Raw genomic sequence first — 19,057 nt, 5'->3', positions numbered from 1 at the left:
TTAGCTTCCAGAAATCTTATTTCTTAATAGGTTTGCGCGGACCTTTACGGGTACGTGCGTTAGTTTTGGTGCGTTGACCACGGACAGGCAAGCTGCGACGATGACGAAGACCGCGGTAGCAGCCTAAATCCATTAAACGTTTAATGTTCATGGAAATTTCGCGACGTAAATCACCTTCGGTAGGAACCTTAGTAACTTCTGCACGAATCGCATCAAGCTGAGCGTCATCTAATTCACGAATTTTAGTTGTTGGTGCAATACCAGCAGCAGCTAAGATAGCTTTTGCAGTGTGGCGACCAATACCAAAAATGTACGTTAGAGAGATAACAGCATGCTTGTTATCCGGAATGTTTACACCGGCAATACGAGCCATTCAATTTTCTCCAAAAAGGCAGTTAAGATAATCAACCGCCCGACAAAATCTTTGAGGGGCGGATAATAACCTAATTAGCCTACTGAAATCAACAGGTCTTGATCAGATTAACCTTGACGCTGCTTATGACGAGGTTCTGCGCTGCAAATTACGCGAATAACCCCATTACGACGGATAACTTTACAGCTACCACAAATTTTCTTTACAGAAGCTTGAACTTTCATAATGAAACCTCTAAGTGCGCTTATCCTTTCGGATGAGCAGTCGTTTTACGCATTAACGATTGATTGTCATATTGATGCGATGTGAGATGAGCTTGGAGCTGAGCCATAAAGTCCATCACCACCACCACTACGATCAGTAAAGACGTACCACCTAAGCTAAATGGAATACCAAATGAGCTTTGTAGAATCATCGGCATTAAACAGATGATTGTGATATAAACCGCGCCAATAAAAGTCAAACGATTCAAAATATGATCTAAATAGCGTGCAGTTTGCTCACCAGGACGAATACCCGGTACATAAGCACCACTACGTTTTAAATTCTCTGACACTTCTTTAGGGCTAAATACTAGCGCAGTATAGAAGTAACAGAAGAAGATAATTAATGCACCAAATAGCACCAAATACATCGGTTGACCCGGCGACAATACGAGTGCCAAATCTTGTAGGCCACGTTTAATCACGCCAGCATTTGGATCTGCACTGCCTACCCATTGCCCTAAGCTCGCTGGGAACAATAGCAATGAACTCGCAAAAATTGCAGGAATCACACCCGCCATATTAATTTTTAATGGCAAATGTGTTTGCTGAGCGGTAAATACACGACGACCTTGTTGTTTTTGAGCATAGTTTACCGGAATACGACGCTGCGCCTTCTCAATAAACACAATTGCTGCTAACACTGCAACAGATAGCAATGCAAATATTGCAAGACCAATTAAACTAGATTGGCCATTATCTACTGAGGTTAAAGATTGCAGAACCAAGTTCGGCAAACCAGCAACGATACCTGCGAAGATGATCATGGAAATACCATTCCCTACTCCACGCTCAGTAATTTGCTCACCTAACCACATCAGGAACATTGTACCTGCAACCAAAGAGGTTACAGCAGGAACGTAAAAAGCAAGTCCACTAGTCAAAGTAATATTTTGACTAATCAGACCTGCACACATCCCAACAGCTTGCACAAGTGCAAGAAACAATGTGCCTTGTCGCGTATATTGATTGATCTTACGCTTACCTTGTTCGCCTTCTTTCTTTAAAGCTTCCAGCGAAGGAACAACCGTAGACATTAACTGCACGATAATCGATGCAGAGATATACGGCATAATCCCAAGAGCAAGAATTGACATACGCTCTAATGCACCACCTGAGAACATGTTAAACAAACCAAGGATCGTACCTTGGTTTGCATTAAACAGATTCTCTAGTGCGGCATTGTTAATGCCCGGTACTGGAATATGTGCTCCCAGTCGAAAAACCAACAACGCCCCGATGAGGAACATCATACGGCGGATAATTTCACGATATTTCACATGAAAAGGTTGGCCTTTCATCATGTTAACATGACCTGTCGAACTAGGAGTCATAGACACTGGGGATTACTCCTCGACTTTACCGCCAGCAGCTTCAACAGCAGCTTTAGCGCCTTTAGTCAATGCAACACCTTGAACAGTGAATGCACGAGTAATTTCACCAGAAAGTACGATACGTGCACGTAACATATCTTTACGCACAACGTTAGCAGCTTTTAAAGTTTCAAGAGACACGATGTCGCCTTCAACTTTAGCAAGTTCTGATAAACGTACTTCAGCAGTTTTCAAAGCCATTTGGCTAGTGAAACCGAATTTAGGTAAACGACGATATAACGCAGTTTGACCACCTTCGAAACCAGGACGTGTACCACCGCTCTTACGTGAGTTTTGACCTTTGACACCACGGCCACCAGTCTTACCAACGCCAGAACCGATACCACGGCCTAAACGAAGGTTGTCACGCTTAGCACCTTCTGCAGGTGCAATTGTATTTAAACGCAGAGTCATGGCTTATTCCTCTACACTAACCATATAGTAAACTTGGTTGATCATACCACGGTTAGAAGGCGTATCTTGCACTTCAACTGTATGACCAATACGACGCAGACCTAAACCTTTAAGGCTAAGCTTGTGATTTTTCAAGCGATGCGATGAAGATTTAGTCTGGGTAACTTTAATCGTTTTCATGATTGATTACCCTTGAATTTGTGCTACTGATAAACCACGTTTCGCAGCAACTTTCTCAGGAGAAGTCATATCACGCAAACCGTTAAAAGTTGCGTTTACTACGTTAGCAGCGTTAGTAGAACCATAACACTTAGTTAATACGTTACGTACACCTACAGCTTCTAAAACTGCACGCATAGCGCCACCAGCAATTACACCAGTACCTTCAGAAGCAGGTTGCATGTAAACGCGGCTTGCACCGTGACGAGCATTGATAGGGTGCTGAACAGTACCGTCAACAAGGTCAACAGTAATCATGTTGCGACGAGCAGCTTCAAGTGCTTTAGAAATAGCAGCTGGAACTTCACGTGCTTTACCACGACCAAAACCTACGCGACCATTACCATCACCCACAACAGTTAATGCTGTGAAAGAGAAGATACGACCACCCTTAACAACTTTGGCTACACGATCAACGGCAACCAGCTTTTCAACAAGACCTTCGTTTTGTTCAACTTTAGCCATGATTAGAACTCCAAGCCGTTTTCACGAGCAGCATCAGCCAAGGCTTTGATACGACCATGATATTTGAAACCAGAACGGTCAAATGCAACTTTAGTTACACCAGCCGCTTTAGCACGTTCTGCAATTAAAGCACCAACTTTCTGAGCCGATTCAACGTTACCAGTAGTACCAGCACGTAGAGTAGCGTCTAAAGTAGAAGCTTGCGCTAATACTTTGCCACCATCTGCAGAGATAACTTGAGCATAGATGTGACGCGGAGTGCGGTTTACACACAAACGAGTCGCACCCAATGCACGGATGTGCAAGCGTGTGCTTTTCGCACGACGCAAACGGGATTGTTTCTTTTCGTTCATAAGAACCTCGCGCCTTATTTCTTCTTAGCTTCTTTACGAAGTACAACTTCGTCAGAATAACGAACACCTTTACCTTTATAAGGCTCTGGCGGACGGTAACCACGGATTTCTGCAGCAACTTGACCTAATTTAGCTTTATCAGCTGATTTAAGTACAATTTCAGTTGCAGTAGGAGTTTCTGCAGTTACACCTTCAGGAAGGTTGTAGTCGATCGGGTGAGAGAAACCAAGGTTAAGGTTAACAATGTTACCTTTAACCGCAGCTTTATAACCAACACCGATAAGCTGTAACTTACGTTCGAAACCTTCGTTAACACCTTTTACAAGGTTGTTAAGCACAGCGCGAGCAGTACCAGCCTGCATCCAAGCATCTTTAGATTCAGCTTTAGGAGCAATAACTAGAGTACCGTCTTCCTGTTTTAGCTCGACCAGCGCATGCAGGTTGAAAGACAATGTACCTTTGCTGCCTTTCACTTCGACCTGCCGGCCGTTCTGAGTAACTGTAACACCGTTAGGTACAGTTACTGGGGCTTTAGCCACACGAGACATGAGGAATCACCTATTAAGAAACAAAAGCAATAACTTCACCACCGATACCTGCAGCACGTGCAGCGCGATCAGTCATGATGCCTTTGCTTGTAGAAACAATTGCAATACCTAAACCTTGCTTAACGCTAGGAAGTGCATCTTTACCGCGATATTGACGTAGACCAGGACGGCTTACGCGTTTCACAGTATCGATAACTGGTTTGCCTTCGAAATATTTTAAAGTAATCGTTAAAGTCGCTTTGCCTTCATTGTCAGCAACAGCTACATCAGCGATATAACCTTCTTGTTGAAGTACGTTAGCAATCGCAACTTTCAACTTTGAGTTTGGCATAGAAACAGTTTGTTTCTTTGCCATTTGTGCGTTACGAACACGTGTTAGCATGTCGGCAACGGTATCTTGCATACTCATTTATAGTGCTCCTTACCAGCTTGCCTTAACAACGCCCGGTACATCACCTTGCATTACTGTTTCACGTAATTTGTTACGGCTTAAACCGAACTTACGGAAGTAACCATGAGGACGACCAGTTAAACCACAACGGTTACGTAGACGTACTGGAGACGCATTACGTGGTAATGCTTGAAATTTCATCATCGCTTCGAAACGTTCTTCGTCTGATGCATTTACATTTGCGATAATTGCTTTTAATTCAGCACGTTTCGCAGCGTATTTAGCAACAGTAGCTTCGCGTTTCAATTCGCGATTAATCATACCTTTCTTAGCCATATCGACCTCTTATTTGAACGGGAAGCCGAATGCACGCATAAGCGCACGGCCTTCGTCATCGGTGCGAGCAGTCGTAGTGATGGTAATGTCCATACCACGAATACGATCAATCTTATCAAAATCGATTTCAGGGAACATGATTTGTTCCTTAAGACCCATTGAGTAGTTACCACGACCATCGAATGATTTCGCAGAGAAACCACGGAAGTCACGGATACGAGGGATCGCGATAGAGATCAAACGGTCTAAGAATTCGTACATACGTTCGCCGCGTAAAGTAACTTTACAGCCGATCGGCCAACCATCACGGATTTTGAAACCAGCGATAGATTTACGAGCTAAAGTAAGTACTGGTTTTTGACCAGCAATTGCTTGCATATCAGAAAGAGCGCCATCTAACAATTTCTTGTCAGCTGATGCAGCACCAACACCCATGTTGATGGTGATTTTTGTAATGCGAGGGATATCCATCGCATTCTTAACGCCCAATGTTTCTTTTAATTGAGCCTTAAGTTCGTCGTTGTAACGCGTTTTAAGTCTGGCCATTGCCTAGTCAACCTATTACTTCGCTACCGCCACTGATTCACCATTAGATTTGAATACGCGAGTTTTCACGCCTTCAATCACTTGGTAACCAACACGGTCAGCCTTTTGGGTTGTAGCATTAAAAATTGCCACGTTAGAGATATGAAGCTCAGCTTCTTGAGTTACGATGCCGCCTTCAGCGCCAGTAGCTCGGTTAGGCTTTTGATGCTTCGTTACCAAGTTAAGGCCTTCAACCTTAACACGGTCATTTGAAACAGACAAAACAGTACCTTGTTTGCCTTTTTCTTTACCTGCGATCACAATTACTTGATCGCCCTTTTTAATCTTAGCCATGAGTGCCTCTTATAGAACTTCAGGAGCCAATGAAATAATTTTCATGAACTGTTCAGTACGAAGTTCACGAGTCACTGGTCCGAAAATACGAGTTGCAATCGGCGCTTTGTTGTTGTTCAAAATAACAGCTGCGTTATCGTCGAAACGAATAACTGAACCATCTGCACGACGGATGCCGAATTTTGTACGTACAACTACAGCATTCATCACGTCACCTTTTTTAACACGTGCACGTGGAATAGCTTCTTTTACAGTAACTTTAATAATGTCGCCAACAGAAGCATAACGACGATGTGAACCACCAAGTACTTTAATACATTGTACGCGGCGAGCACCACTGTTGTCTGCTACGTCGAGCATACTTTCGGTTTGAATCATTGCCCTACTCCAAAACCGAGCATCACCGGTCGCAATTTCGAAAGGCTCAAAGAGTACTCGAAATTGACCGATGATGCAAGAACGTTTAATTACTCAGCAGCAGCTTCAACAACTTCAACTAAAGTCCAAGACTTAGTTTTAGAAATTGGGCGGCTTTCTTTGATGCTTACTACGTCGCCAACTTTAGCAACATTGTTTTCATCATGAGCGTGTAATTTAGTTGAACGGCGTATTGATTTGCCATACAACGGGTGTTGAACGCGGCGTTCGATAAGAACAACGATAGACTTGTCCATCTTGTCGCTAACTACTTTACCGGTTAACGTGCGAACTGTTTGTTCACTCATTGTCCGTTCCCCTGTTTTTCGGTAAGGAGGGTCTTAATACGAGCAATTGTCTTACGAGTAAGCGCAACTTCGTGCGATTTACCCAATTGACCAGTTGCTTTCGCCATACGAAGACGGAATTGGTTAAGCTGTTGCTCATCAAGCAAAGCTGTCAACTCTTCTACCGACTTTTCACGTAGATCATTAGTTTTCATTACATTACCGTCCGAGTCACGATAGTGGTTTTAAACGGAAGTTTTGCAGCAGCAAGCGTAAACGCTTCGCGAGCAAGTTCTTCGTTAACACCATCAATTTCGTACAAGACTTTACCTGGTTTGATTTGGCAAACCCAGTATTCCACAGAACCTTTACCTTTACCCATACGAACTTCTAATGGTTTTTCAGTAATTGGTTTGTCTGGGAAAACACGGATAAAGATCTTACCACCACGTTTAATACGACGGCTGATTGTACGACGCGCTGCTTCAATTTGACGTGCGGTCATTTGACCACGTTCAACTGATTTAAGTGCAATAGTACCAAAAGATACTGAGCTACCGCGATGTGCTAGACCAGTGTTACGGCCTTTTTGCACTTTACGGAATTTAGTACGTTTAGGTTGTAACATGGATTATTCTCCTTTTTCAGCAGAACGATCATTGCGACGACCACGACGCTCTTGACCTTCACCACGACCACGGCCACGTTTAGCTGGACGTTCTTCAGCTGGAGCTGGGTTCATGACTTGTTTCATGCCGCCCAAGATCTCACCACGGAAGATCCACACTTTAACGCCGATCGTACCGTAAGTAGTCTCAGCACGCATAGTAGCATAGTCGATGTCAGCACGAAGAGTATGAAGAGGTACACGACCTTCACGATACCATTCAGTACGAGCAATCTCAGCACCACCTAGACGGCCTGAAACTTCTACTTTGATACCTTTAGCACCAGCACGCATAGAGTTTTGAACCGCACGCTTCATAGCACGACGGAACATTACACGTTTTTCTAATTGAGAAGCGATTGCTTCAGCAACTAAACGAGCGTCTAAATCTGGGCGATCGATTTCGTTGATACTTACTTGCGCAGGAACACCCATAATGGCTGTTAATTCGCGTTGTAATTTCTCAATGTCTTCGCCTTTTTTACCGATCACGATACCAGGACGTGCAGTGCTAATAGTTACTTTAGCTGCGCCTGTAGGGCGTTCGATAAGAATATTGCTTACCATCGCATTCTTAAGTTTTTTAGTTAAAAACTCACGAACTTGAAGATCTTTTAGCAAATATTCAGCATATTGTTTCGGATTCGCATACCAGTTAGCGTTATGACGTTTCACAACACCTAGGCGGATACCGATTGGATGAACCTTCTGACCCATATCAAACCCCTACCTTAACGGTAATGTGACAAGTACGCTTAGTAATACGATCTGCACGGCCTTTAGCACGTGGCAAAATACGTTTCAGGCTCATGCCTTCATCAACGTAGATCGTAGAAACTTTAAGGTCGTCTACATCTAAACTGTTATTGTGTTCAGCGTTTGCAATCGCAGATTCCAATGCTTTTTTAACTAAAACTGCAGCTTTTTTGTTGCTGAAGTTTAAGATATTCAAAGCATGCGCAACAGATTTGCCGCGAATTAGGTCTGCAACCAAACGTGCTTTTTGTGCCGAGATAGCGGCACCGCGTAATTTAGCAGTTACTTCCATCATAGCACCTATTAACGTTTAGACTTCTTGTCAACACCGTGACCACGATAGGTACGAGTTGGCGCGAATTCACCTAATTTATGACCAACCATATGCTCAGATACAATCACTGGAACATGGTTACGGCCATTGTGTACAGAAATTGTTAGACCAACAAAATCCGGTAAGATCATCGAACGACGCGACCAAGTTTTGATCGGCTTACGGTTATTAGCCGCGATAGCCGCTTCAACCTTAGCGAACAAGTGCGCATCGACGAATGGGCCTTTTTTCAGAGAACGAGGCATTGTCAGATTCCTTTACTTGTTACTTAACGCGACGGTCGCGAATGATCATCTTAGTCGTACGCTTGTTGGTACGTGTTTTGTACCCTTTAGCTTTTTGACCCCATGGACTTACAGGTTGAATACCTTTGTTACGTCCTTCACCACCACCATGTGGATGGTCTACTGGGTTCATCGCCATACCACGTACGGTAGGACGAACGCCACGCCAGCGTGATGCACCTGCTTTACCAAGTGAACGAAGGTTGCTTTCTGAGTTAGAAACTTCACCTAACACAGCACGGCATTCAACGTGTACTTTACGCATTTCGCCTGAACGAAGACGAATGATAGCGTAAGAACCGTCACGACCCAACAATTGAGCAGATGTACCAGCAGAACGTACTAATTGTGCGCCTTTACCGATTTTAAGCTCGATGTTGTGAAGAGTAGAACCGATAGGCATGTTGCGAAGTGGCAAGCAGTTACCTGGACGGATTGGAGCATCGTTACCAGACTGAACTTGATCACCAGCGCGAAGGCCTTTAGGTGCAATAATATAGCGACGTTCACCGTCAGCATATTTCAATAAAGCAATATGAGCTGTACGGTTTGGATCGTATTCAATACGCTCAACTACAGCTGGGATGCTGTCTTTGTTACGTTTGAAGTCTACGATACGGTAGTGCTGTTTATGACCACCACCAACGTGACGAGTTGTAATGTGACCGTTGTTATTACGACCGCCAGTACGTTTTTTAGCTTCAACCAACGGAGCATATGGCGCGCCTTTGTGAAGGTGGTTATGAACCACTTTCTCTACAAAGCGACGTCCTGGAGACGTTGGCTTACATTTTTGAATCGGCATAATTTTCGTCCTTATTCCGCTGCGTTTTCAGCGGTATCGCCCAAGTCAGCCATTTCAACATCTTGGCCAGCTTTCAGGGTGACGTATGCTTTTTTAACATCAGAACGACGTCCTAATGTTTTACCAAAGCGTTTAGTCTTACCTTTAGTGATCGTTGTGTTAACTTTAACAACTTGAACACCAAATAGTTGCTCAACAGCTTTTTTGATCTCAAGTTTGTTTGCATCTAGTGCAACTTTGAACACTTGAACACCAGCAGTTTCGCCTAAAACTTGTGCTTTTTCTGAGAATACAGGTCCTTGTAGGACTTGATAGATACGTTCGTTGTTCATCCGAGTTCTACCTCAATTTTCTTAGCAGCAGCAACAGACATAACAACTTTATCGAACGCGATCAAGCTAACAGGATCGATTGCAGCAGCATCAACCACATCAACGTGTGGAATGTTGCGAGCAGCAAGATACAAGTTCTCATCAACAGCATCTGTAACGATTAATGCACGAGGTGCATTCAAGTCGTTAAGTTTTGCAAGCAATTCTTTAGTTTTTGGAGCTGCAACTGCAATCTCTTCAACTAAAACAAGGCGATCTTGACGAACAAGCTCAGCCAGGATGCATTGCATAGCACCGCGATACATTTTACGGTTTACTTTTTGAGACCAGTCTTGTGGACGAGCAGCAAAAGTTTTACCACCGCCAACCCAGATTGGGCTACGAATAGAACCAGCACGAGCGCGGCCAGTACCTTTTTGACGGAAAGGTTTTTTACCACCGCCAGAAACGTCAGCACGTGATTTTTGCGCTTTAGAACCTTGACGACCACCAGCTAAGTAAGCTGTAACAACTTGGTGTACAAGAGCTTCGTTAAAATCACGACCAAACGCAACTTCAGATAACTCAACAGCAGAGCCGGAAACAGTATTTAAATTCACGTTATTTCCCCTCAGGCCTTGATAGTAGGACGAACAGTAACGTCGCCACCAGTAGCACCAGGAACCGCGCCTTTAACAACTAGAACTGAACGTTCTGCGTCGATAGCAACGATTTCAAGACCCTGTGTAGTTACACGTTCAGCACCTAAGTGACCAGGCATTTTTTTGCCTTTGAACACGCGACCAGGAGTCTGGTTTTGACCTGTAGAACCGATAACACGGTGAGATACAGAGTTACCATGTGTAGCGTCTTGAGTACGGAAGTTCCAACGCTTAACACCACCCTGGAAACCTTTACCTTTAGATGTACCAGTAACGTCAACAATTTGACCCACTGTGAACACATCCACACCGATAGTTCCGCCAACTTCACGACCTTCAAGATCAGCTTCTGTAGCGCGGAATTCTTGAACTAGACGACCAGCAGCAACACCAGCTTTCGCAAAGTGACCTTTCTGAGCGTTAGTTACGCGAGATTCGCGACGTTCACCAGTAGTGATTTGAATCGCTTGATAACCATCAGTTTCAAGCGTTTTGATTTGTGTGATGCGGTTAGGATCAACCTCAATCACTGTTACAGGTACAGAAACACCAGCATCTGTAAAGATACGTGTCATACCGCACTTGCGACCGACTAAACCAATAGCCATGTGCATAAACCTCTAAAAAAGCGGCCTAATTAACTTAGAGCGTTAATTAACCGAAAGCCTTAACCCAAAGCGATCTGAACATCAACACCAGCTGCAAGATCCAACTTCATCAATGCATCAACAGTTTTATCTGTAGGTTGAACGATGTCGATCAAACGTTTGTAAGTGCGGATCTCGTATTGGTCACGCGCATCTTTGTTAACGTGTGGTGATGTTAAAACGTTAAAACGTTCGATACGTGTAGGCATCGGGATTGGACCACAAACTTGTGCGCCAGTACGTTTTGCTGTTTCTACGATTTCTTGAGCTGATTGATCAATTAGACGGTGATCAAAAGACTTAAGACGGATACGAATTCTCTGGTTAGACATACCAGTTAACTCCAAGCCAAATATATAAAGAATCACCCTTGACGCATCTCACCCCACTTTAAAAGAGGCAAGTGTCAAGAGCAGTGAAATATCACTAAGGTCACGATCGATGCCGCGACTGTCACGATGTTAACTACTTTATTCGTAGCTAACCCCCTTCATCAAAGGGTCGCCCATTATAGCTATTGTTTAATGCATAAGCAAATCTCTTTTGCTGTTTTTCTTATATTTTTCATTTTTTATGCAAGATCAATTGCTTAACTTTTAATCAATAGGCGTTTTTTCTTAATACATACTCTATTGCTTGGTTTAGTATTTGATTTCCCTCAATAAATTTGTTCTTTGCGCTTTTCCGTAGATCATGTACTGGCTGTACATGTGTTCCTGAAAAAAATGCCACTTCTTCATCATTTTCCAAAAATAAATCGAGCACTTCTGGGGTAATTTCAGGATGAAATTGGAAGCCCAAAACATTTTGCCCGATTTGATACATTTGATTACGACATGCATCATTTTCCGCCAGCAATACCGCTCCTTTCGGAATTTCAAATGTTTCACTGTGCCACTGCATGACTTTAAACTCTTCCGGTAGTTTGAAACAGTCATGCGGTACGTTAGCGACCTTACGGATGGTCGTCCAACCCAATTCTTGTTGTGCATTTCGGCTCACCGCCCCACCCAAAGCATTGGCAATCAATTGCCCGCCTAAACAAAGCCCGATTGCGGGTTTGCCGAGTGCTAAATAGCGTCGCAGCCATCGTTTTTCTATTTTTAACCATGGGAAATTTGCCTCATCATTTACGCTCATGGTCCCACCCATGATGATAAGTAAATCGACATCTTCAACATGCGGCAAAGCCTCGAGATCCAAGGCTTGATCGACAGGTAATGCAAAGAATTCTGTGGCCGTAATTTTGGCCTGATGCTGTTTTAAAAAATCATAACAACTGCCGAACCCTTCGCCAGCAATATGCTGAAAATAATGTACTTTTAAATGCGACTTCATGCGCTAAACCTATTGTTGTTGCTCTGATATCGGTTTTGCAAGAATGAAGCCAACTTTGCTTTTCACTTAATTTTCTATACAAAAGCATCGTAAATCCATGCGTTTTAGTCGTATTCTTTTGAACATTCATTATTATTTTGATCATTTCAGAGCGCCACGTGAAAAAGAATCCTCAAACCGAACTCATTCATGCACCAAGAAAGGCACCGCAATACATCAATAGTGTTCAACCTCCCCTGTTTCGTGCATCCACTATAATTTTCGAAAATACAGATGCGCTATTTAATCGCCATTGGACTGATGATTATGACTATAGCTATGGCACACATGGTACGCCCACTACATTTACCCTAGGGGATCAGATTGCTCAGATTGAAGGTGGCTTGTATCACTTACTCGCACCAAGCGGTTTATCTGCAATTAATTTGGTCAATTCATGTTTTTTAAGTCAAGGGGATGAGGTTTGGGTCGCAGATAATATCTATGGCCCAAATATGGACCATTTACGCAATTTAGAAACCCGCTATAGCATCGTGGTCAAGGTTTATAACCCTATTGATGTCGATTCATTTAGCCCTTCAGCGCAAGCCAAGCTTATCTGGTTAGAAGCGGCGGGTTCTGTCACTTTAGAGTTTCCAGATTTAGTCGGCTTGGTCAAAAAAGCTCAAGCGCAGAACATTCTCACTGCACTGGACAATACGTGGGGCGCAGGACTTGCCTTTAATGCTTTTGATTTTAGTGCTGAGCACCTGGGTGTCGATATCAGTGTGCATGCCTTGACCAAATACCCAAGTGGCGGCGGGGATATTTTGATGGGTTCGGTAATTACACGAGATAAAAAGCTTCATCACAAACTGTTTCGTGCGCATGCCATTCAAGGCATTAGCATCTCTGGTGATGATGCCGCGCAAATACAACGCAGTCTGGCTTCTATGCGCCTGCGCTATGAACACCAGTCACAAAGTGCTTTAACTTTATTAAATTGGCTAAAACAACAGCCAGCCTTTGTACAGGTTTTACATCCTGCTGATGAAGCTTCCGCAGGACATCAGTATTGGAAAGAAATTTGTACAGAACAACACAGTGCCGGTTTGGTCAGCGTGATATTTAATGAAAAATATAGTTTGCAAGATGTACGCCGCTTTTGCGATGCGCTGAAACTCTTTAAGCTCGGTTTTAGCTGGGGTGGCCCAGTCAGTTTAGTCATGCTATATAACTTAAAAGATATGCGTGTACTCGAACATTCACATATTCAAACCGGCTTACTGGTTCGCTTTTGTATAGGACTAGAACATCCTGCAGATTTAATACAAGATATAGAAAACGCACTACAACATTTAAATAAACAACAACTCGAATAAATACAGGAACATCTATGGGTACACCAATTATTATTGGCAAAAAGACACAAGACACCACACAAGATGTGGTGCTTCATTCACAATTTGCAAACCGCCATGGTTTGATTGCTGGGGCTACAGGTACTGGTAAGACGGTGACGTTGAAGGTGTTGGCAGAAAGTTTTTCTCGGCTGGGTGTACCCGTATTTTTAGCCGATGCCAAAGGGGATGTTTCTAGCCTTGCTAAAGCAGGTGAAAACAATCCTAAATTTGACGAACGAATTAAAAGTTTAAATATCGAGAGCATTCCTTTTGCAGCCTCCCCTGTGGTGTTTTGGGATTTGTTCGGTGAACAAGGACATCCCATTCGCACCACCATTTCTGAAATTGGCCCACTGCTCCTTGCCCGAATTCTCAACTTAAATGACACGCAAGAAGGTGTGTTATCTGCGGTCTTTCGTATTGCCGATGATCAGGGCTTATTGCTCATCGACTTTAAAGACTTAAAAGCCATGATCAGCTACGTCAGTGAACATGCATCCGAATTTAAAAATGAATATGGCAATTTATCACCTGCAAGCTTAGGTGCAATTCAACGTAATTTGCTCGCATTGGCAGATCAAGGTGGTGACAAGTTTTTTGGTGAGCCTGCGCTCAATATCATGGACTTTATCCAAACGGATGCACAAGGTCGTGGCAACATCAACCTGCTCGCCGCCGACAAGTTAATGAATACTCCTAAGCTCTATGCAACTTTCTTACTGTGGATGCTGTCAGAACTGTTTGAACAATTGCCCGAAGTTGGAGATATGGATAAACCCAAACTGGTGTTCTTCTTCGATGAAGCGCATTTATTATTTGATAATGCCAGCCCTGCTTTACAAGAAAAGATTGAACAAGTGGTTCGTCTGATTCGCTCTAAAGGGGTCGGCATTTACTTTGTAACGCAAAATCCACTTGACCTACCTGAGAGTGTTTTAGGACAACTGGGTAACCGTGTTCAACATGCCCTACGTGCATTTACACCCAAAGATCAGAAAGCGGTCAAGACGGCAGCAGATACTTTTCGAGCCAATCCTGCGTTTAAAGTCGATCAAGTGATTACGGAACTGGCTGTAGGTGAAGCACTGATTAGCTGTCTAGATGAACAAGGCACACCTCAAATTGTTGAACGTGCTTGGGTGATGCCACCCTACTCTTCATTTAGCCCAATTGCTGTAGAAGAACGCAAAGCTCTGATGGCAAATAGCATTGTCGCAGGTGTGTATGACACCGAAGCAGATCGTGAAAGTGCCTATGAACTTTTACAAAATAAAGTGGCGGAGCGCCAACAACAAGCCGTCCAAGCGGAACAAGATAAAATAGAAGCCAAAGAACAAGAAGCGTTGGCCAAACAACAAGCAAAAGAAGCAGATGCACTCGCCAAACAGCAAGCACGTGAACAAGAACGCCTTGCGCGCGAACAACAAAAAGAAGCTGAGCGTTCAGCCAAACAACGTGAAAAACTGATTCAAGACACGGTAGGAACTTTTGCAAAAAGTGCTGCACGCAGCTTGGGCGGGTCGACAGGTCAGAAAATTATCCGTGGCCTCTTAGGTTCTATCTTCGGCAAGAAATAATCTAAAAGCCCAATTAAAAAGTACAAAATTATGGAATCTTTTTATATTCCATAATTTTTTTATGGTTTTTACTAAAACATGTATTGCGCGGATGTATTTAAAAATGTATTTTAAATACATCTTATAAATAACAGCCATGAGAGATCAGCTATGACTCCGCAGCAAATTGACCTAGTAAAAGCTACTGTTCCTGTTCTACGTGAAAATGGTGTCGCGCTGACTGGTTACTTCTATAATCGTATGTTGGGCAATAACCCTGACCTCAAAGAAACCTTTAACATGGGACATCAGCGCAGCGGTGCTCAGGCACAAGCCTTGGCGGGTGCTGTATTGGCTTATGCTGAAAATATTGAGGACCCATCTGTACTTTTACCAGTTATAGAATTAATTGCGCATAAACATGTGAGTCTTAACATTCAAGCGCCAGACTATAATATTGTCGGCGAAAATTTGCTGCACTCGATCAGTGAAGTATTAAGCATTTCAATGGAAGATCCACTGATTGCAGCTTGGGCAGCAGCATATGGACAATTGGCAGACTTGTTTATCAGCACTGAAAAAGCGATTTATGAGCAACATCAGCAAACTAAAGGCAGTTGGTTAGGTTGGCGTAATTTCAAAATCGCGAAAAAAGTGGCTGAAAGTGATGAAATCACCTCATTCTACCTTGAGCCTTCTGATGGTGGTGATTTACCAAAATATGAAGCAGGTCAGTACATCTCTGTACGTGTATTGGTCGATGAGCTGGGTCTAAAACAACCACGTCAATATACACTGTCGACCAGCCCACAAGACAACTACTTACGTATCTCTGTAAAACGTGAAGATCAGAAAGGTGACTTGGTTCCAGGTTGGGTATCAAATACACTGCATGGCTTGGAGATCGGTTCAGAAATCGAAGTGTCTGCACCAACAGGTAATTTCTTCCTGATTGATTCACAAAAACGCAATGTCTTTATCAGTGGTGGTGTAGGTCTAACACCAATGATTGCGATGCTGAATCAGTTGGTGACTTTAGACATGCCACAACCTGTAACCTTTATCCATGCCTGCCGTAGCAAACAAGTGCATGCAATGCATAAACACATTCAGGATTTGGAAGCAAAATACCCACGTCTTAGCACTTTTACAGCGTATGAGTTCCCTCATGCTAATGATAAATTAGGTGAAGATTATGATGCTGCTGGTCGTCTAGACTTAGGCAGCATGGATACTGCACTGTTACCGATCAATGCGGATTATTACCTTTGCGGTCCAATGCCATTTATGGCTGAACAACAGAAAGCTTTAATTGCTCGTGGTATTCCTGCTAGCAATATTCACAGCGAAGCTTTCGGCACTGGTGGTGTAAAACACTAACTAAGCTATTCACCTGAAATACAAAGGGTTAGTTTAGTTATGCTAGACTAGCCCTTATTTATTTCTCTCAGACTCACAGTATTATCATGCAACTCAATAAATTCACCGATTATGCATTACGCATTTTGCTCTATATCGCACGTCCTCGTGATGTGCCTTATAACATTGCTGAAATTGCAGAAGACCTGCACGTTTCGCGTAATCACTTGGTGAAAATTGTGCATTTTATGGCAAAGCAAAACTGGTTAATCACCAGCCGCGGCAAAGGTGGCGGCATTCGCCTAAACCCTGAAGCACTTGAGGCTCAGCTCGGTCAAATTGTGCGAATTTTGCAAGGTAATCACCAGATTGTTGAATGCAACGACCCACCCTGCGTACTGCGCAGTCAGTGTGGTTTAAAAAGCATCTTAGACCAAGCTTTAGAACAGTTTTATCAAAGTCTCGATCAGTACAAACTTGCCGATGTCTTGCAACCAAGCAGCGCATCTAAATTTACAACACAATCTCCAATTCAAATGATCAATCTCTAATTTCACTTTGCCTGCGACAAAATTCGCTTGCCTGCCCGACTTCCTTTATAATGCGTGTTGTTAAATCAGTTATTGAAGTTGGGTTATGCATCAGCACAGAGGAAAATCACGAAACAGTAAAGCGGCCAATGCGCCGAAGCAAAAGATTACTTACGAGAAAAAAGTAGACTCTGCGATTACTGAATATGCTGTGCGCTCGCTCAACTGGCTACGCAAAGCTGAGTTCTTAATGAGTGCGCCTAAACTCAACCTCTGCGTTGAAGATACCGGCTATGAAATTGCCTTTGCAGGTCGCTCCAATGCGGGTAAGTCGAGTGCCATTAATGCGCTCACCAACCAAAAACAATTGGCTCGTGCGTCGAAAAAACCGGGTCGGACCCAAATGATCAACTTTTTCAGTTTAGGAAATCCTGATCAACGTTTGGTCGACTTACCGGGTTATGGCTATGCCGCTGTACCTGAAGCGATGAAAATCGTGTGGCAAAAAGAGTTAGAAAACTATCTGATACACCGTGAAAGTTTACAAGGTCTTGTGCTGTTGATGGATATCCGTCATCCACTACAACACTTTGACGTCATGATGTTGGAATGGGCACATTCACGTAAATTGTTCGTACATGTACTCCTGACCAAATCAGATAAATTAAACCGTGGCCCAGCCTCTAAAGCACTACAAGAAGTGAAAGCAGCATTGAAAAAAATGAAGCTAAACTTCTCTATCCAATTGTTCTCATCATTGAATAAACAAGGTTTAGAAGAATTAGCGAGTGTCATGGCGGGTCGTCTCAACTTCACTCTAGAACAATCGACAGAGTTTGATCTCGACAGCATCCCTGAAGCATCAGAAGATGATATTGAAATCGATGCAGACGCGGAAGCATTCGATGACGTCGACACTACATCTGAAGACTTACCCCAAACTGAAGGCAAAAATTCAGACCACTAATCGAGTAATTTTAAAGTCAGCGCAAGAATGATTGTCTGACAAAAAGTATCTTCTGAAGATAATGAAATGTCCTGTATTGCTAATCACAATGCAGGATTTTTTTTGGATACTGAATACATCAGATGTGCACTCGATCACATAAAAACAAGGATAGGTCATGAAATTACTCTCCCGCTTGAAAAACACAAAACTTGGATCATCAATCGAATATAAAATTAAACCACGTAAAGTGAAATTTGAGTGGCAAGATACCCAAGTTGACTGGGTGCCCAACCAAGCTTTTGTCAGCTATTTTATTAATGAAATTAACATGATCTTACCGGCTGGTGAGTTTTGGTTTTGCCGTCTGTATAACAAAGTATTGCCACAAATTAGAGATGAAAAACTAGCCGAGGACGTTAAAGCATTTATCCGCCAAGAAGCTATGCATGCTCAGGCGCATAACTCTGCCAATAAAGAATATCTGTCTCAGCACAATATCAGTATTCAACGCAACCTTGAAATCATGGACTTTCTCTTTGGCAAACTGCTTGCGGACCAACCTTTAGGGCTCAACGTACCCAAAGCCTTGGATCATCAATGGGATCTCTTTCGTTTAGGCGTAATTGCAACAGTTGAGCATATGACCTGTGTATTAGGCAAATATGCTTTATACAACAAAGAGTGGGAACGCCTCGGTGCCGATCCGAATATGCTCGATCTAGTAAAATGGCATGGTGCAGAAGAAATAGAGCATCGTACCGTGGCTTTTGATTTGTATCGTCATCTCGGTGGGGGCTATATTTCTCGCTATTATCAAAGTGTGATCGTGATTGCTGCCGTACTTGGTCTATGGGTCGATGGTGCTGCACATATCATGCAGCAAGACTCACGCTATGCATCGATTAAACCTGCCGTATACAAACCGTGGATTTGGCGTGAATGGGCGCGTATCGCGCAAAAAGACAATCGCTTATTGCCACATCCGCTTTGGTTAGTGTCACAGCAATTGGGGTATTTAATGCCTTGGTACGATCCTGTTCATGAAGCAAAAACTGAAGATGCGATTGCCTATCTCGACAACTCTCCTGCTGCAAAACGTGCCGCACTGAAAGTTGCTTAAACACCATTTAAAATTTGTATTAAGCAGGGTTCGCCCTGC

31 protein-coding genes are annotated in these 19,057 nt (G+C 43.2%); 6 read left to right on the top strand and 25 right to left on the bottom strand.

The genetic code is table 11. The features are described 5' to 3' along the window. Positions 1-16 precede the first annotated feature (16 nt). The 25 genes from rpsM to FTU79_RS06105 all read right to left on the bottom strand — a co-directional run bounded on the left by rpsM (position 17) and on the right by FTU79_RS06105 (position 12,122). Complete coding sequence (gene rpsM / locus FTU79_RS06225; protein WP_078189269.1) at positions 17-373, bottom strand: 30S ribosomal protein S13; 357 nt, start codon at positions 371-373, stop codon at positions 17-19. Between the two features lie 107 nt (positions 374-480). Beyond that, positions 481-597: a 50S ribosomal protein L36 gene (gene rpmJ, locus FTU79_RS06220; RefSeq protein ID WP_000867907.1), complete on the bottom strand. Its 117-nt coding sequence runs from the start codon at positions 595-597 to the stop codon at positions 481-483. A gap of 20 nt (positions 598-617) precedes the next feature. After that, positions 618-1,937 carry a preprotein translocase subunit SecY gene (secY, locus tag FTU79_RS06215; RefSeq protein ID WP_171263746.1) on the bottom strand — a complete coding sequence of 440 codons (1,320 nt, stop codon included), beginning with the start codon at positions 1,935-1,937 and terminating at the stop codon, positions 618-620. A gap of 45 nt (positions 1,938-1,982) precedes the next feature. Beyond that, on the bottom strand, positions 1,983-2,423 hold the full coding sequence (gene rplO, locus FTU79_RS06210) for a 50S ribosomal protein L15 (RefSeq protein WP_078189271.1): 441 nt from the start codon (positions 2,421-2,423) through the stop codon (positions 1,983-1,985). A gap of 3 nt (positions 2,424-2,426) precedes the next feature. Further along, entirely contained in the window at positions 2,427-2,603 is a 177-nt protein-coding gene (rpmD, locus tag FTU79_RS06205; protein WP_005012961.1) for a 50S ribosomal protein L30, read from the bottom strand. 6 nt (positions 2,604-2,609) lie between these two features. Continuing rightward, on the bottom strand, positions 2,610-3,107 hold the full coding sequence (gene rpsE, locus FTU79_RS06200) for a 30S ribosomal protein S5 (RefSeq protein WP_067762902.1): 498 nt from the start codon (positions 3,105-3,107) through the stop codon (positions 2,610-2,612). A gap of 2 nt (positions 3,108-3,109) precedes the next feature. After that, positions 3,110-3,460, bottom strand: coding sequence for a 50S ribosomal protein L18 (rplR, locus tag FTU79_RS06195; protein ID WP_067762903.1), 351 nt, complete (start codon positions 3,458-3,460; stop codon positions 3,110-3,112). A gap of 14 nt (positions 3,461-3,474) precedes the next feature. After that, a complete protein-coding gene (gene rplF / locus FTU79_RS06190) occupies positions 3,475-4,008 on the bottom strand; it encodes a 50S ribosomal protein L6 (protein WP_078189272.1) in 534 nt (177 codons plus the stop codon). Between the two features lie 13 nt (positions 4,009-4,021). After that, positions 4,022-4,417, bottom strand: a complete 396-nt coding sequence (rpsH, locus tag FTU79_RS06185) for a 30S ribosomal protein S8 (RefSeq protein WP_078189273.1) — start codon at positions 4,415-4,417, stop codon at positions 4,022-4,024. 12 nt (positions 4,418-4,429) lie between these two features. After that, a complete protein-coding gene (rpsN, locus tag FTU79_RS06180) occupies positions 4,430-4,735 on the bottom strand; it encodes a 30S ribosomal protein S14 (protein WP_067762906.1) in 306 nt (101 codons plus the stop codon). Between the two features lie 9 nt (positions 4,736-4,744). After that, complete coding sequence (rplE, locus tag FTU79_RS06175) at positions 4,745-5,281, bottom strand: 50S ribosomal protein L5 (protein WP_180049265.1); 537 nt, start codon at positions 5,279-5,281, stop codon at positions 4,745-4,747. A 15-nt stretch (positions 5,282-5,296) separates the two neighbouring features. Then, positions 5,297-5,614: a 50S ribosomal protein L24 gene (rplX, locus tag FTU79_RS06170; RefSeq protein WP_078189274.1), complete on the bottom strand. Its 318-nt coding sequence runs from the start codon at positions 5,612-5,614 to the stop codon at positions 5,297-5,299. A gap of 9 nt (positions 5,615-5,623) precedes the next feature. Further along, positions 5,624-5,992, bottom strand: coding sequence for a 50S ribosomal protein L14 (rplN, locus tag FTU79_RS06165; protein ID WP_005012978.1), 369 nt, complete (start codon positions 5,990-5,992; stop codon positions 5,624-5,626). Between the two features lie 89 nt (positions 5,993-6,081). Further along, positions 6,082-6,339, bottom strand: a complete 258-nt coding sequence (gene rpsQ / locus FTU79_RS06160; RefSeq protein ID WP_078189275.1) for a 30S ribosomal protein S17 — start codon at positions 6,337-6,339, stop codon at positions 6,082-6,084. Further along, complete coding sequence (gene rpmC, locus FTU79_RS06155; RefSeq protein WP_005012982.1) at positions 6,336-6,533, bottom strand: 50S ribosomal protein L29; 198 nt, start codon at positions 6,531-6,533, stop codon at positions 6,336-6,338. The genes rpsQ and rpmC overlap by 4 nt, the downstream gene beginning before the upstream one ends. Continuing rightward, the gene (rplP, locus tag FTU79_RS06150) at positions 6,533-6,946 is read right to left on the bottom strand and encodes a 50S ribosomal protein L16 (RefSeq protein WP_068909575.1); all 414 of its coding nucleotides are present in this window, start codon (positions 6,944-6,946) and stop codon (positions 6,533-6,535) included. The genes rpmC and rplP overlap by 1 nt, the downstream gene beginning before the upstream one ends. A 3-nt stretch (positions 6,947-6,949) precedes the next feature. Next, positions 6,950-7,702 carry a 30S ribosomal protein S3 gene (rpsC, locus tag FTU79_RS06145; protein WP_078189277.1) on the bottom strand — a complete coding sequence of 251 codons (753 nt, stop codon included), beginning with the start codon at positions 7,700-7,702 and terminating at the stop codon, positions 6,950-6,952. Position 7,703: 1 nt separating this feature from the next. After that, entirely contained in the window at positions 7,704-8,033 is a 330-nt protein-coding gene (rplV, locus tag FTU79_RS06140) for a 50S ribosomal protein L22 (RefSeq protein WP_035265103.1), read from the bottom strand. A gap of 11 nt (positions 8,034-8,044) precedes the next feature. Next, the gene (gene rpsS / locus FTU79_RS06135) at positions 8,045-8,320 is read right to left on the bottom strand and encodes a 30S ribosomal protein S19 (protein ID WP_004281508.1); all 276 of its coding nucleotides are present in this window, start codon (positions 8,318-8,320) and stop codon (positions 8,045-8,047) included. Between the two features lie 19 nt (positions 8,321-8,339). Beyond that, entirely contained in the window at positions 8,340-9,164 is an 825-nt protein-coding gene (gene rplB, locus FTU79_RS06130) for a 50S ribosomal protein L2 (RefSeq protein WP_078189278.1), read from the bottom strand. Between the two features lie 11 nt (positions 9,165-9,175). After that, positions 9,176-9,496, bottom strand: a complete 321-nt coding sequence (gene rplW, locus FTU79_RS06125) for a 50S ribosomal protein L23 (protein ID WP_005012992.1) — start codon at positions 9,494-9,496, stop codon at positions 9,176-9,178. Beyond that, positions 9,493-10,095, bottom strand: coding sequence for a 50S ribosomal protein L4 (rplD, locus tag FTU79_RS06120; RefSeq protein ID WP_078189279.1), 603 nt, complete (start codon positions 10,093-10,095; stop codon positions 9,493-9,495). Before rplD ends, rplW begins: the two co-directional genes overlap by 4 nt. A gap of 11 nt (positions 10,096-10,106) precedes the next feature. Then, positions 10,107-10,745: a 50S ribosomal protein L3 gene (rplC, locus tag FTU79_RS06115; protein ID WP_078189280.1), complete on the bottom strand. Its 639-nt coding sequence runs from the start codon at positions 10,743-10,745 to the stop codon at positions 10,107-10,109. Positions 10,746-10,804: 59 nt separating this feature from the next. Then, positions 10,805-11,116, bottom strand: coding sequence for a 30S ribosomal protein S10 (gene rpsJ, locus FTU79_RS06110; RefSeq protein WP_000070912.1), 312 nt, complete (start codon positions 11,114-11,116; stop codon positions 10,805-10,807). A gap of 268 nt (positions 11,117-11,384) precedes the next feature. Next, entirely contained in the window at positions 11,385-12,122 is a 738-nt protein-coding gene (locus tag FTU79_RS06105; RefSeq protein ID WP_180008436.1) for a type 1 glutamine amidotransferase, read from the bottom strand. 158 nt (positions 12,123-12,280) lie between these two features. Here FTU79_RS06105 and FTU79_RS06100 point away from each other — a divergent pair, with 158 nt between their 5' ends. From FTU79_RS06100 to FTU79_RS06075, 6 genes are all read left to right on the top strand, one after another. Beyond that, positions 12,281-13,483, top strand: a complete 1,203-nt coding sequence (locus FTU79_RS06100) for a PLP-dependent transferase (protein WP_180049263.1) — start codon at positions 12,281-12,283, stop codon at positions 13,481-13,483. Between the two features lie 14 nt (positions 13,484-13,497). Beyond that, positions 13,498-15,081, top strand: a complete 1,584-nt coding sequence (locus tag FTU79_RS06095) for a helicase HerA-like domain-containing protein (protein WP_180049261.1) — start codon at positions 13,498-13,500, stop codon at positions 15,079-15,081. A 150-nt stretch (positions 15,082-15,231) separates the two neighbouring features. Next, positions 15,232-16,440 carry an NO-inducible flavohemoprotein gene (hmpA, locus tag FTU79_RS06090; RefSeq protein ID WP_180049259.1) on the top strand — a complete coding sequence of 403 codons (1,209 nt, stop codon included), beginning with the start codon at positions 15,232-15,234 and terminating at the stop codon, positions 16,438-16,440. Between the two features lie 86 nt (positions 16,441-16,526). Next, positions 16,527-16,970, top strand: coding sequence for an Rrf2 family transcriptional regulator (locus FTU79_RS06085; protein ID WP_078192461.1), 444 nt, complete (start codon positions 16,527-16,529; stop codon positions 16,968-16,970). 85 nt (positions 16,971-17,055) lie between these two features. Next, positions 17,056-17,916, top strand: a complete 861-nt coding sequence (gene yihA / locus FTU79_RS06080; RefSeq protein ID WP_180049257.1) for a ribosome biogenesis GTP-binding protein YihA/YsxC — start codon at positions 17,056-17,058, stop codon at positions 17,914-17,916. 157 nt (positions 17,917-18,073) lie between these two features. After that, entirely contained in the window at positions 18,074-19,018 is a 945-nt protein-coding gene (locus FTU79_RS06075; RefSeq protein ID WP_180049255.1) for a metal-dependent hydrolase, read from the top strand. The last annotated feature ends 39 nt before the right edge of the window (positions 19,019-19,057 follow it).

The sequence above is a fragment of the Acinetobacter sp. YH12144 genome (genome assembly GCF_013418345.1).
GTDB classification, from domain to species: domain Bacteria; phylum Pseudomonadota; class Gammaproteobacteria; order Pseudomonadales; family Moraxellaceae; genus Acinetobacter; species Acinetobacter amyesii.
Note: the sequence above shows the minus strand (reverse complement) of the source record. Positions and strands in the feature narration are given on the sequence as shown.